This is a genomic window from Bacteroides cellulosilyticus (assembly GCF_020091405.1).
In the GTDB taxonomy this organism is placed as follows: Bacteria; Bacteroidota; Bacteroidia; order Bacteroidales; family Bacteroidaceae; genus Bacteroides.
In genome coordinates, this window is the sequence record NZ_CP081903.1 from 4,613,479 (window position 1) to 4,626,761 (window position 13,283).

Genomic DNA, 13,283 nt, shown 5'->3' on the forward strand with positions numbered 1-13,283 from the left:
CGTATCATGTGGATTGCTACGGATGCCGGGGTGGCAAGATATGATAGAAAGAAAAAAGAGTTTATACATTACAATATAGTAGACAGGCTGAATCAGAAGAAAGCTAATTGGGCATATGATGTTTATGAGAATAAATATGGTTATTTATGGATTACAACCTATCTGGGTGGAATATTCATCGTTGACAAGCAAGAATTGCTTGCACATGATCATGAGGCTTTATTTCGGGCGGAATGGAATTTATCCGACTCACTTGTTTCAACAAAGTTTAGTGAGATTGCCTATCAGATAGAGGCTGATAATTATGGTTTTATGTGGGTTAATACTCAAAAAGGATTAGCCCGGATAGACTGTAAATCCCGAAAAACACGCATACTGGACATTGGTCTGAATCAGATGATTTATGATGGAATACAGTCTATTTGGTATTCGTCGGACAATGAACTTTATAGAATCAATGTCCTGACTTGTGCCATTGAGAAAATAGGTGAATTAGCCAAAGGAAGTCTGGTGCATTCTTTCGTACTGGAAAATAAGAATATCTGGGTTTCGTGTACAGAAGGAGTCATGGCATGGGATGTAACTTCTTTGCAGAGAACGGGTGTCGCATTTCCAGGAAGGTATTATCAGGCAGGATTTTATGACAAGCAACATGAGGTTATATTGTGGGGAGGATATGATGGGATATCTTATATGCCCACCCATGCTATAAAGAAAGAAAAGAAAGCAAGTCCGGTTATTATAACAGCTGTCAGAAGCAATGACAGGCGATTGCTACCTATGGTGGATTATATCGGGAGTAGTATCCGATACCAGAATAGGATAGAATTGCCGCATACGGAGAAGAATCTGACATTTGAGTTTTCTACATTAGCTTATTCGTCGGAAACAGAGTTCTATTATCGTTTAGGAAATACGAAGCAATGGAATAAATTGGAGCCGGGACGGAATTATATTTCTTTTGCCAATTTACATTCCGGCAGGTACAAGTTGCTTATGCGGAGTGGGAACTCTGATAATCCCCGGATATCTCCGGTTACGGAGTTTGGCTTTACCATTCTTCCGCCATGGTATGCGTCGGTGATAGCGTATATTATATATACACTTATACTGGTAGGCATCGCTTTTATTATCATAAAATACATCCGAAGGAATATCAAGCTGAAATATGAGCGTATAGAGAAAGAGAAAACATTAGAATTGTCAAATCTGAAATTAGACTTCTTCATTCATATTTCACATGAACTCAAGACTCCTTTAAGCCTGATCATAGCTCCTTTAAGTACTCTGATTACAGAAATTAAGAAGCCGGAACATAAAAAGCGGCTGGAGTCTGTATACGGACATGCATTGAAATTAAATTCATTGATTCATGAAGTGCTTGATTTCAAGCAGATTGATTGCGCAAGCGAGAACACTTTGATTCGCTCTAATATCGAATTATGTTCTTTTACAAGGAATATCCTGGATACTTTCTCCATGGCTTTTGCATCGAAAAATATCAGGCCGGTCCTCATATCCGATAGAGAACAAATATGGATGAATCTGGATATGATAAAAATGGAATCTGTAATATCGAATATAATCACTAATGCGATTAAATTCATTCCTGCTGAAGGGGGAAAAATCGAAGTTAGTATAATTCAGGAAGCTGAAACGGTGACTATACAGATTTCGGATACCGGCAGTGGCATAAGGCATGAAGATCTTCCTTATGTCTTTATCCGCTATTTTCAGAGTAAAAACAAAGAGAGACGTAAAGATGGAAGTGGCATTGGGCTGTATATAGTTAAGAAGTTTATAGAACTGCATGATGGCCATGTCAGCATTAATAGTGCCGGCGATAAATGTGGAACTTTAGTTACCGTAACCTTACCTTTATCCGGTGCAAACTGTATATCTTCCGTGCAGAACAGTTTTCAGACGGATCAACAATTGAGCCTGCTTTCGGGAAAACCCATATTATTGATTGTTGATGATAACGTTGAAATGGTAACCTATCTGGTGGAAGCTTTTTCTAAAGAATACTGTTGCCTGTATGCTTTTAATGGAAAAGATGGGATAACCATTGCCTCAGAACACCATCCGGACATAATTCTTGTAGATCAGATAATGCCGGAAATGGATGGAATTGAATTCTGTAAGGTGATACGCAAAAAAATGCAGATAGCTTTAGTACCTATTGCGATGTTGACAGCGAAGGATGATAAAGATACAGAACTCAAAAGTATGAAAGCAGGAGTAGATGCGTTTATAGCTAAGCCGTTTGATATTGATAAATTGGAACTGCGGCTGGAACAGCTACTTAAAACCCGGCGCAGGTTAGAGAAACGACTGAGTATTGAAACAATCGGGCAACCTGTACAGATACAGGAGAAAGAAATAGATACAGGGGAAGCATTTATAACCAAGCTTGTTGCCATCATGGAAGAAAACATGGAAAATACAGAATTCAATGTTTCTATGCTTTGCCAATTAGTGGAGATGGATAATAAACAATTGTACCGGAAAGTAAAGCAGTTGGTAGGAGTCACTCCCGTAGACCTTATTCGCCGGATAAGAATGAAGAAGGCAGCTGCTTTATTGTCGCAAAACAGGTTTTCTGTTTCGGAAGTGATGTATATGGTCGGCTATTCAAATCCGTCTTATTTCTCGAAATGTTTTGTAGCCGAATATAAAGTTTCTCCGAGTCAATATGCATCAGAAGACCAGAATACATTGAGACATGCAAATGGGGATTGATTTAGATAGAGGGAGGACTTGGATCGATGTTTTTATAGCGGAGGAATCAGATTTCTTCCAATGCATAATACTGGTAGTCGCGGAGAACGGTCTGGAGAAATTTCTCCTGATTGTCCTCGCGGGGTGTCACGGAAAGAAGTTCCTGAACTTTCGTTGTCAGTTGTGCAATGTACCGTATGCGGTCTTTTTTCCCGGATTGTAAGGTTCGGGTAATTACGTTTATCTGTTCCAGCGATAAGTCAGCGGCTTGCGGATAAGTAGGCTGGTAGTTCTGGGTCAGATAATCAAATTCGTCAAGGCTGACATGTATCTTGCGATAATTTTTTTCCTTGATAACCATGGTGCCGGCGGCAAGGTCTCCCATCCGTTGACTGTTTTTGGTTAATAGGGCGACTAATAGTCCGAGACCTCCGGTAATCGGGCCATCGATAGGGAAGAGGAGCCACCGGAGTAAGTAGGAGCTTATGCTTGGAACGGAACCGTCAGCTTTTACAACACGGATGTTCATCAGTCGTTTCCCAAGGCTTTGTCCGTAATTGAACATCTCACATAGAAAAGAATAGAACAGCACCGGTAAATAGATTACAGCCAGGAAGAAAATCATTGTGAAATCCGAAGGCAGGCGGAGCTTGGATAATACCGTTACAGTTGAAAATATATAGAACCCAATCAGAACGTAATCAATAATCAAAGCAATGATTCGCTCGCCAATACTGGCGGGCGTCTGGCTGATGCGGACAAATTGCCCCGTAAGAATAGTAGATTCTGCCATTGCTGATTGAATATTTCTAAGTATTTCGTTGCAAATATATCATTATTCTCTTACTTTTGTTATTGATTTCAGACAAAACTCATTCGAAGTCAGTAAAAATATGAAAGAAGTAACGTTTATTCGTCGGAATATAGAAAAATGGAAAGAAGCCGAAGGCGTGGTGGAGCAAGCCACAAACTCGTCTCCTGACCGGCTTGCCGATGTGTATACGGATCTTACTGCCGATCTGGCATTTGCACAGACGCATTTCCCGACTTCCCGTATTACTATCTATCTGAATAATCTCGCTTCCGCTTTACACAATAAAATTTATCGGAACAAGCGTGAGAAATGGTCGAGAGTCATCACTTTCTGGACGAAGGAAATTCCTCAGGTTATGCACGATGCGCGCCGGGAATTGCTGGTTTCATTCCTGATTTTTATAGTGAGTGCCTTGGTCGGTGTCATATCCGCTGCCGCTGATCCGGATTTTGTCCGCCTGATTATGGGAAATTCTTATGTAGACATGACGTTGGACAATATTGCGAATGGCGAACCCATGGCGGTGTACAATAGTTCATCTGAGGTCCCGATGTTTTTGGGAATCACGTTGAATAATATTATGGTTTCTTTCAATTGCTTCGCAATGGGGATACTGACCAGTTTTGGTACAGGTTATATGCTTTTCAGTAATGGAGTCATGTTGGGAGCTTTCCAAACATTCTTTTATCAGCACGGTTTGCTTTGGGATTCTATGCTTGCCATCTGGTTGCATGGAACGCTCGAAATCTGGGCTATCATTGTAGCCGGTGCTGCCGGTTTGGCTTTAGGTAACGGATGGCTTTTTCCCGGAACTTATTCAAGACTGGAGTCTTTTAAAAGAGGAGCGAAAAGAGGATTGAAAATTGTAGTGGGGACAGTCCCTGTGTTTATTATGGCAGGTTTTATTGAAGGTTTTCTCACACGCCATACCCAACTGCCGGATATGTTGAGACTCGGCCTGATCCTTACATCCCTGACATTTATTTTATTCTACTATATTTATCTACCTAATAGAAAACGACATGGAATCACAAAAGCCTAAAATCGCAATGTATGTAAAACGTAATTTCGGTGAGAAACTGAGTGCGTCTTTTGATTTTATAAAAGAAAACTGGAAGCTGATGCTGAAATTTACTACGTATCTGCTTTTACCGATTTGTCTTATTCAAGCGCTGAGTTTGAACGGACTGATGGGATATATAGCGGTGCTGACTGATTTATCAGGTGGTGGCGTGTCTTCTGATGCATCTCTAATGATGTCATTCTTTTCTTATTATAGTCTGTACATGTTTGTTTTTTTGATAGGAACGATTGCGCTGACTTCTTTGATTTATGCATTGATCCGAACCTACAACGAACGTGACGAACGTCTGCAAGGCGTAACTTTGGGGATGTTGAGGCCGATGTTGCTCCGTAATGTGAAAAGATTGGTTGTGATGACTCTTTTTGGATTGGTCTTAATGGTACTTTTAGGGGTGATTATGGGACTTATGGCGGCACTGATTTGGCCCGCCCTGTTCCTGGTGATTCCGTTTGTGATTATTTTGGCTGTACCACTTGCTCTCTGGGCACCGATTTATCTCTTTGAGGATATCTCCGTTATGGAGTCTTTGAAGAAGACTTTTCGTCTGGGTTTTGCTACGTGGGGAGGTATTTTCCTGATTTCCCTTATTATGGGGTTGATTGCCGGTATCTTACAGGGAGTGACGATGATGCCCTGGTATATAGGCACTATCGTGAAATCCATATTTGCAATGAGTAGTGGAGGCAGTGAGGCTACGGTATCGGTAGGATATAATTTTATGCTTTATCTGTTGGCCATTGTCCAGGCATTCGGTGCCTATCTTGCTATGATCTTTTCACTTGTAGGTCTGGCGTATCAGTACGGACATGCTTCGGAAAAGGTGGACAATATCATGGTGGAAAGTGATATCGATAATTTTGATAAGCTCTAAAAACAGATTTGTATAAATGATAACTTCTCCGGCTGATACATTGGTATGTGATACTGCCCAGCTTGCCGTGTGGCAATCTGATCCGGCGTATGACTATGGCCGTGAGTTGATGGCTCCTGATATTAATGTGTTTGAATGGTTCAACAGCTGGTTTGGAAAGATTCTGCAAAAAATATTCGGCAGCCATTTTGCGGAGGAATACTCGGAGCTTATTCTGATAGGCATTGCTATCCTTCTTTTAATTTTGGTAATCTGGTTCGTTTACAAGAAGCGACCGGAGTTATTCATGATTTCCCGTAAAAATGCTTTGCCTTATGCGGTGGAAGAAGACACTATTTATGGAGTTGACTTTGCGCGAGGTATTGCTGACGCGCTTTCGCGTAGTGATTACCGGGAAGCGGTACGATTGCTGTATTTGCAGACGTTGAAACAACTCAGTGATGAAAAACGTATAGACTGGCAGCTCTACAAAACGCCTACACAATATGTTTATGAAGTGCGGATGCCCGCTTTCCGACAATTGACCAATCATTTCCTGCGAGTGCGTTATGGAAATTTTGAAGCTACGGAAGCATTGTTTCATGTCATGCGGTCTTTGCAGGAAGAGGTGAAGAAAGGAGGCACTGTATGAGAGGAAGCCATTGGTTTATCATCTGTATCGTATCCTTTCTGGTCCTGATGTTTGCAATAGAATGTCGGTTGCCGAAGAAATTCGTATGGACTCCTACTTTTAGTCACTATGATAAACAGCCTTTCGGATGTGCTGTTTTTGATAGTTTGCTCTCTGCTTCATTGCCGATGAGATATTCGGTATCCGGGAAAACCTTTTATCAGTTGGAGCAGGAAGATACGGTTTCCCGCCGGGCGATATTGGTTGTTAACAATCATCTGGCTTTGACAGATGTAGATGTGAATGCCTTGTTGAAAGGGGCGGAGCGGGGAAATAAAATAATGTTGGTGAGTAATTCATTTACAGGAAACTTACGGGATACACTGGGGTTTGAGAGTAGCTACTCTTATTTTAATCCGATTGTGTTGAGAAAGTATGCCGCTTCGTTGTTGTCGAAGGATAGTTTGCATTGGGTAGGAGATTCTACTGTCTATCCCCGGCGGATCTTTCGTTTTTATCCGCAATTGTGTTCCTCTTATTTCTGGCAGGACTCGCTCTCTGTGAAAGTGTTGGCGGAGAAATCTATTTCATCAGATGAATTCAGATATAACTTTGGGGTGAAGTTTGATTCATTGCAAGTGGATACCCTTTGCAATGTTCCGGTTGCCATGTCTTGTTCGTGGGGAAAAGGGGAAATTATTTTGGTTTCTACTCCGCTGCTTTTTACCAATTATGGTGTACTGGACGGAAAGAATGCTGCTTATATTTTCCGTCTGTTGTCTCAGATGGGAGAGTTTCCGATAATACGCACAGAGGGGTATCTGGAGGAAGCTGCACAGGTACAGATGTCTCCTTTCCGCTATTTTATTTCGCAACGACCGCTTCGCTGGGCTTTGTATCTGACAATGATTGCCATTCTGCTCTTTATGGCATTTACTGCGCGAAGAAGACAACGTGTGATACCTGTGATTCATGAACCGGAAAATAAATCCATGGAGTTTACAGAACTGATCGGTACGCTTTATTTTCAGAAGAAAGACCATGCTGACCTGGTTCATAAAAAGTATATTTACTTTGCCGAAGAGTTGAGAAGAGAAATCCAGGTGGATGTGGAAGACGTGGCGGATGATGAACGCTCTTTCGATAGGATTGCTCAGAAGACCGGTATGGGTGCGGAAGAAATCGGTAAGTTTATCCGTACGGTCAGACCGGTGATTTATGGAGGGCAAACGATAACTGCGGAGCAAATGAAGCAGTTTATTGATAAAATGAATGAAATAATCGATCATATATAAAGAAGAAGTTTATGGAAGAGAATACAGAAAAACGGGTGGATCTAACTCTCTTTTCCGAGAAGATACAAGAGTTGAAAGACCGGATTGCTTCCGTTATTGTAGGGCAGGAACAGATGGTGGACTTGGTGTTGACCGCTGTGTTGGCAAATGGGCATGTGTTGATAGAAGGAGTGCCGGGAGTGGCGAAAACATTGTTGGCACGCCTGGTTGCCCGTCTGGTCGACGCAGATTTCAGCCGCATCCAGTTTACTCCGGATTTAATGCCGAGTGATGTGCTGGGTACAACGGTATTCAACATGAAAACCAATGATTTTGATTTCCATCGCGGTCCGATCTTTGCTGATATTGTACTGGTAGATGAAATAAATCGTGCTCCTGCCAAAACACAGGCTGCCTTGTTCGAGGTTATGGAAGAGCGTCAGGTCAGCATTGACGGAGCGACCTATCCGATGGGAGAACTTTATACGATTCTGGCTACACAGAATCCGGTGGAGCAGGAGGGGACTTATAAATTGCCCGAAGCACAACTTGACCGTTTTCTGATGAAGCTGACGATGGATTATCCCTCATTGGATGAAGAAGTGAATATTCTGGAGCGTCACCATACGAATGCTGCATTTGTGAAGCTGGAGGACATTACCCCGGCTATTACCAAAGAGGAGCTTTTATCGCTTCGTAATCTGATGAAGCAGGTGTTTATAGACCGTACATTGCTTCAGTACATCGCCTTGATTGTACAGCAGACGCGTACAAGTAAAGCTGTATATCTGGGGGCTTCTCCGCGTGCATCCGTGGCCATGTTGCAGACCTCGAAGGCTTATGCGCTTTTGCAGGGACGTGATTTTGTGACACCGGAGGATATCAAGTTTGTGGCTCCATACGTACTTCAGCATCGTCTCATCCTGACGGCGGAAGCTGAAATGGAGGGCTATTCACCAGTGAAAGTAACGCAACGCCTGATTGATAAGGTAGAAGTCCCGAAATGATTCTGACCCGTCGGTTTTATATGGTTCTCATCCTGATTATCCTGTTGATGGGTAGTGGGTATGCTTTTGCTCCGTTGTTTACCATCGGGCAGGGGTTGCTTTTTGTCCTCTTGCTGTCGGTGCTGGCAGACGGATATATGCTTTACCGGATTCGTGGGATTCGGGCATTCCGTCAATGTTCCGCTCGTTTTTCCAATGGGGACGAAAATGCGGTGAATCTTCGGGTGGAAAGCTGCTATCCGTATCCTGTCTTTGCGGAGGTTATCGATGAAGTACCTTTCATTTTTCAGCAGAGAAATATCAGTTTCTGGGTACAGCTTCAGGCGAATGAAGGAAAACAAATCTGTTATCATTTACGTCCGACAAGCCGGGGAATTTATGGTTTCGGACAGATTCGCGTATTCGTAACCGGTCGGATAGGTTTGCTCTCCCGGCGTTATACATGCGGAGAGGAGCAGGATATTAAAGTGTATCCTTCTTATCTGATGCTGCATCGCTATGAATTGCTGGCGATGAGTGATAATCTGACGGAGCTGGGAATCAAGCGTATTCGTCGTGTAGGGCATCATACAGAGTTCGAACAGATAAAAGAGTACGTCAAGGGGGATGACTACCGTACAATCAACTGGAAAGCCAGTGCCCGCCGGCATGAACTTATGGTGAATGTATATCAGGATGAACGTTCACAGCAGATTTACAGTGTGATAGACAAGGGAAGGGTTATGCAGCAGGCATTTCGCGGAATGACCTTACTGGATTATGCAATCAATGCTTCCTTAGTTCTTTCGTACGTTGCCATGCGGAAAGAGGACAAGGCAGGGATTGTGACTTTCAATGAACATTTCGATTCGTTTGTTCCGGCCTCAAAGGCTTCCGGTCAGATGCAAACTCTGCTTGAGAATCTCTATAGCCAGCAGACTACCTTTGGTGAAACGGACTTTTCCTCTCTCTGCGTGCATTTCAATAAACATGTCAGCAAACGCAGTTTCCTGGTTTTATATACCAACTTCTCCAGTATGGGAAGTATGAATCGCCAATTGGCTTATTTGCAGCAACTGAATCGTCAGCATCGCTTGCTTGTTGTTTTCTTTGAAGATGCTGATATGAAAACGTATATTGCCGCTCCTGCGAAGGATACGGAGGGATATTACCGCCATGTCATTGCAGAGAAGTTTGCTTTTGAGAAGCGTCTGATTGTATCTACACTGAAACAGAATGGTATCTATTCTTTATTGACTACACCTGAAAATCTCTCGATTGATGTGATAAACAAGTATCTGGAGATGAAATCAAGACAATTACTCTGAAAAACAGGAGCAAATCATAAAAGATGCCTATTTTGGATAATCATATCCGGAATAGGCATCGTATATTTGTGCCATGAATCAAACAGTGGACAAACAGTACTGCCAAAGTTGCGGGATGCCCCTCCGTTTTGATGTGGAAGAGTATTTAGGTACCAATGCCGATCACTCCTGCAGTGATGAGTATTGTTACTATTGTCTGAAAGATGGGAACTATACAGTGGATATCTCTATGAATGAAATGGTGGATATCTGGGTGAAATACACAGATAAGTACAATTGGTATTCGGGAACCGACTATACTCCACAAGAATTAAGAACCTTATTGAATAAGCGCCTTCCCACCCTGAAACGCTGGCGACAGAAAGAGATGACGCAACATGTTCACTATGAAGCTGTCAATGGGGTTCGGACTTATATTGATCAAAATCTCTTTCATGAACTCGATCCTGAACAGTTGGCTGAAATGGTTCACCTTTCATTCTTCCATTTCCGAAAGGTTTTCAGGAATGTTACCGGTGAGAATATCGGTACATATATCCAACGTTTACGGCTGGAATATATTGCCCATCTGCTTATCGCTACCGGACAGAGTATTGAAGAGATAGGTATGCAGACTAATTATCAGACAAAGTTTAGTCTGGCAAAGGCTTTTAAGAAGCATTTCGGCATTTCAATGTCAGCTTATCGCGAAAAGTATAAATCTGTCAATGCGAAACAAGAACCGGATAGTATGCCCGAGGCTAAAATTAAACGTATCAATACTTTGAAAGCCGTTTGCATAGAAGTAGGTGATACTTTTCGTGATAAATATGCTTACACTACAATCTGGAAGCAATTACTGCATTATAAAGCAGTTCATTTGCAGAATGGTCCCGGTAATCGTTTTGTGAGTATAAGTCAGGATAATCCTTGGGTTACACCGATGGAACAACGGCGGTTCTATATCGGGGTTCTGGTTGAAGGGAGTGTCAAGTCCGAAGGGAAATTATTACTTCAGGAAATTCCCGGAGGGATGTACGCTGTTTTCAGGTATAAAGGCAGTTATTCTGATTTACCTGAATTTTATAAGACGATCTATAATCAATGGTTTCCTTACAGTATGTATCATCAGAAACGTCCGTTGACGTTTGAGGTGTATCTTAATGCACCGGATGAAACACCGGTTGAGGGATTGCTGACGGAGATTTATATTCCTATTGATAAATAACTAAATGATATAAGAGTATGTTAGAATTGCCAGAAGTACTTACACTGAGTAAGCAAGCCAATGATGTTTTAAGTGGTAAAACGATTACGCAAGTGTTCAATGCTACCAAGCCTCATAAGTTCACGTTCTATAGTGGCGATCCACTGGAGTATGGGAAGTTACTCGTCGGAAAAACGATTCTGTCGTCTAAGGGATATGGAATGTTTGTTGATTTTTACCTGTCGGGCAATGTGATAATGAATATCGGTGATGGGGTGAGCGTACGTTACTATAATCCGGGTGATAAAGTTCCTGCCAATTACCAATTGCTGCTGACTTTTGAAGATGAATCGTTTCTTGTATTCACGGTTGCTATGTATGGTTTTATCAGTGTCTATCCCGATGGCGTTATCGATAATAAATATTATACGATAAGTCGTGAAAGTATTTCTCCGTTGAGTGATGCTTATACGGAAGCGGAATTTGAGAAATTATTTGCTTCAGCCAAAAGGACATTGACGGCTAAAGCTCTGCTGGCTACCGAACAACGTATTCCGGGTGTAGGCAATGGGGTAATGCAGGATATTCTATTCAATGCCGGGATTCACCCGAAACAGAAAGTGCTTGATTTGTCGGATGGACAGAAAGGGGTACTTTTTAAATCTCTGAAGGATACCTTAATGGCTATGACTTCCGGAAGAGGTCGTGATACCCAGACGGATCTTTATGGAAATGAGGGAGGGTATAAAACGATTCTTTCTTCCAAAACATGGAAGAATCCCTGTCCGCGCTGTGGCAGTGTGATTGTGAAAGAAGCCTATCTTGGAGGGTCGGTTTACTATTGTCCTGAGTGTCAGAAAATAAGGAAAATATAATAACAACTTAAATTATAGTTATGGCGAAAGTAACAGACATTATGCTCCTGCAACAGCCGGAGCAGACGGCCATTATTGTGGAAAAATGTGCCGACATGAATTCTTTGGGGCAGTATATTGGAGAAGGTTTCATGCGAATAGGAACTTATCTGAAAGAAATGAATGAACTGCCTTCGGATATACCATTTGTGGAGTATTCGGCTTATGAAGAGATGACAACTGATAAGATCCAAATGGTTATCGGATTTTATACGGCAAATCCGCTTCCGGATAAAGGTGATATGCGAAGCATTATTATTCCGTCAAGAAAAGTAGTAGTTTGTTTGCATAAGGGTTCGTATGATGAATTGGCAAACCTCTATAATGAAATGGCGGCGTGGATAAAGATAAAAGGATATGAACCGACAGGGACGAGTGTGGAGCATTATTATACCGGACCGGAGGTGCCTGAAAAGGAACATGTCACAAGGGTAGTGATGCCATTAAAGTAGGTTTTGTGCTTGGTCTACAGCTGCTTAGAGAAAAGCGGCTTTCTTTTTTTCTCCTGATAATTTGCAGGAATAAAAAGTCTGCCTATCTTTGTGGCGATATAAAAAAATGTTGGATGTTTAAAGTTAAGAAGGATTCGGTAAGTAAATAACTGTGGGCATTATGCTCTCGGTTATCCTTTAGTTCAACTCGTGCATATTCTTGCAGGAGTTATTTTTATACCTATATATTAACAATAAAATTTAAACATCATGAGTAACGAAAATAAATCTATTCACGAATTCGATTTTAGTTTAATCTGCGAATACTTTTCAAGTGTAGAACGTCAGGGACCGGGAAGTGCTGAAACGACAATCAAGGCTCTTAGCTTTGTTGAGGGGCTTACGGATAAATCTCTGATTGCTGATCTGGGTTGTGGCACAGGTGGCCAAACGATTACGCTGGCGCAACATACTCCGGGGCAAATCACAGGCATTGATTTGTTTCCTGATTTTATCAACCAATTCAATAGTAATGCCGAGCACTTTAACCTTCAGGATAGAGTGAAAGGTATTATTGGATCAATGGATGAACTCCCGTTCCGGAATGAAGAATTAGATCTTATCTGGTCGGAAGGAGCCATCTATAATATTGGTTTTGAATACGGGTTGAATCTATGGCGTTCGTTTTTGAAGAAAGGCGGTTATATTGCCGTATCAGAGGTATCATGGTTCACTGACGAACGTCCGGCTGAGATCAATGATTTCTGGATGGATGCTTATCCTGAAATAAATACGATTCCCAATAAGCTGGCACAGATGCAGAAGGCCGGATATATCCCTGTAGCCTGTTTCTGTATACCGGAAAATTGCTGGATCGAGCATTTCTATATGCCGCAGGTTGAAGCCCAAGAAAACTTTCTACGAAAATATGCGGGTAATCAGGCGGCTGAAGAACTGATTGCCAATCAGCGCCATGAGCAACAATTATACTATAAGTATAAAGACTTTTATGGTTATGTATTCTATATCGGAAAGAAAATCTAAATGAAGAAAAGGCCGTATCA

Annotated in this window: 12 protein-coding genes; 11 read left to right on the plus strand and 1 reads right to left on the minus strand. The window is 41.9% G+C overall.

Going from position 1 to position 13,283, the window contains the following annotated elements:
- Positions 1-6: 6 nt before the first annotated feature.
- Positions 7-2,742 (plus strand): ATP-binding protein, encoded by a 2,736-nt coding sequence (locus K6V21_RS17280; RefSeq protein ID WP_224319353.1) that lies wholly within the window; start codon positions 7-9, stop codon positions 2,740-2,742.
- Positions 2,743-2,788: 46 nt separating this feature from the next.
- Here K6V21_RS17280 and K6V21_RS17285 read toward each other — a convergent pair whose 3' ends face one another.
- Complete coding sequence (locus K6V21_RS17285; RefSeq protein ID WP_217715545.1) at positions 2,789-3,514, minus strand: RDD family protein; 726 nt, start codon at positions 3,512-3,514, stop codon at positions 2,789-2,791.
- Positions 3,515-3,614: 100 nt separating this feature from the next.
- On the opposite strand from K6V21_RS17285, the gene K6V21_RS17290 reads away from it, so the two are divergent.
- From K6V21_RS17290 to K6V21_RS17335, 10 genes are all read left to right on the plus strand, one after another.
- Complete coding sequence (locus tag K6V21_RS17290) at positions 3,615-4,577, plus strand: stage II sporulation protein M (RefSeq protein WP_007216298.1); 963 nt, start codon at positions 3,615-3,617, stop codon at positions 4,575-4,577.
- Entirely contained in the window at positions 4,558-5,490 is a 933-nt protein-coding gene (locus tag K6V21_RS17295; RefSeq protein WP_217715544.1) for a hypothetical protein, read from the plus strand. Before K6V21_RS17290 ends, K6V21_RS17295 begins: the two co-directional genes overlap by 20 nt.
- A gap of 16 nt (positions 5,491-5,506) precedes the next feature.
- Positions 5,507-6,121 carry a DUF4129 domain-containing protein gene (locus K6V21_RS17300; RefSeq protein ID WP_224319354.1) on the plus strand — a complete coding sequence of 205 codons (615 nt, stop codon included), beginning with the start codon at positions 5,507-5,509 and terminating at the stop codon, positions 6,119-6,121.
- Positions 6,118-7,395, plus strand: coding sequence for a DUF4350 domain-containing protein (locus tag K6V21_RS17305; RefSeq protein ID WP_217715542.1), 1,278 nt, complete (start codon positions 6,118-6,120; stop codon positions 7,393-7,395). Before K6V21_RS17300 ends, K6V21_RS17305 begins: the two co-directional genes overlap by 4 nt.
- Before the next feature lie 11 nt (positions 7,396-7,406).
- A complete protein-coding gene (locus K6V21_RS17310) occupies positions 7,407-8,381 on the plus strand; it encodes an AAA family ATPase (protein ID WP_029328080.1) in 975 nt (324 codons plus the stop codon).
- The gene (locus K6V21_RS17315; RefSeq protein ID WP_224319355.1) at positions 8,378-9,688 is read left to right on the plus strand and encodes a DUF58 domain-containing protein; all 1,311 of its coding nucleotides are present in this window, start codon (positions 8,378-8,380) and stop codon (positions 9,686-9,688) included. The genes K6V21_RS17310 and K6V21_RS17315 overlap by 4 nt, the downstream gene beginning before the upstream one ends.
- A gap of 73 nt (positions 9,689-9,761) precedes the next feature.
- Positions 9,762-10,895: a GyrI-like domain-containing protein gene (locus tag K6V21_RS17320; protein ID WP_224319356.1), complete on the plus strand. Its 1,134-nt coding sequence runs from the start codon at positions 9,762-9,764 to the stop codon at positions 10,893-10,895.
- Between the two features lie 17 nt (positions 10,896-10,912).
- Entirely contained in the window at positions 10,913-11,749 is an 837-nt protein-coding gene (locus K6V21_RS17325) for a zinc finger domain-containing protein (RefSeq protein WP_224319357.1), read from the plus strand.
- Positions 11,750-11,769: 20 nt separating this feature from the next.
- Positions 11,770-12,240 (plus strand): GyrI-like domain-containing protein, encoded by a 471-nt coding sequence (locus K6V21_RS17330; protein ID WP_224319358.1) that lies wholly within the window; start codon positions 11,770-11,772, stop codon positions 12,238-12,240.
- A 249-nt stretch (positions 12,241-12,489) separates the two neighbouring features.
- Complete coding sequence (locus tag K6V21_RS17335; protein ID WP_007209821.1) at positions 12,490-13,263, plus strand: class I SAM-dependent methyltransferase; 774 nt, start codon at positions 12,490-12,492, stop codon at positions 13,261-13,263.
- Positions 13,264-13,283: the final 20 nt, after the last annotated feature.

What these genes read in the sequence shown, in the direction of transcription:
- K6V21_RS17320 (WP_224319356.1), top strand. Translation starts at nt 9,762, where the DNA reads ATGAATCAAACAGTGGACAAACAGTACTGCCAAAGTTGCGGGATGCCC.
- K6V21_RS17300 (WP_224319354.1), top strand. Translation starts at nt 5,507, where the DNA reads ATGATAACTTCTCCGGCTGATACATTGGTATGTGATACTGCCCAGCTT.
- K6V21_RS17280 (WP_224319353.1), top strand. Translation starts at nt 7, where the DNA reads ATGTGGATTGCTACGGATGCCGGGGTGGCAAGATATGATAGAAAGAAA.
- K6V21_RS17330 (WP_224319358.1), top strand. Translation starts at nt 11,770, where the DNA reads ATGGCGAAAGTAACAGACATTATGCTCCTGCAACAGCCGGAGCAGACG.
- K6V21_RS17290 (WP_007216298.1), top strand. Translation starts at nt 3,615, where the DNA reads ATGAAAGAAGTAACGTTTATTCGTCGGAATATAGAAAAATGGAAAGAA.
- K6V21_RS17335 (WP_007209821.1), top strand. Translation starts at nt 12,490, where the DNA reads ATGAGTAACGAAAATAAATCTATTCACGAATTCGATTTTAGTTTAATC.
- K6V21_RS17310 (WP_029328080.1), top strand. Translation starts at nt 7,407, where the DNA reads ATGGAAGAGAATACAGAAAAACGGGTGGATCTAACTCTCTTTTCCGAG.
- K6V21_RS17305 (WP_217715542.1), top strand. Translation starts at nt 6,118, where the DNA reads ATGAGAGGAAGCCATTGGTTTATCATCTGTATCGTATCCTTTCTGGTC.
- K6V21_RS17295 (WP_217715544.1), top strand. Translation starts at nt 4,558, where the DNA reads ATGGAATCACAAAAGCCTAAAATCGCAATGTATGTAAAACGTAATTTC.
- K6V21_RS17315 (WP_224319355.1), top strand. Translation starts at nt 8,378, where the DNA reads ATGATTCTGACCCGTCGGTTTTATATGGTTCTCATCCTGATTATCCTG.
- K6V21_RS17325 (WP_224319357.1), top strand. Translation starts at nt 10,913, where the DNA reads ATGTTAGAATTGCCAGAAGTACTTACACTGAGTAAGCAAGCCAATGAT.
- K6V21_RS17285 (WP_217715545.1), bottom strand. Translation starts at nt 3,514, where the DNA reads ATGGCAGAATCTACTATTCTTACGGGGCAATTTGTCCGCATCAGCCAG.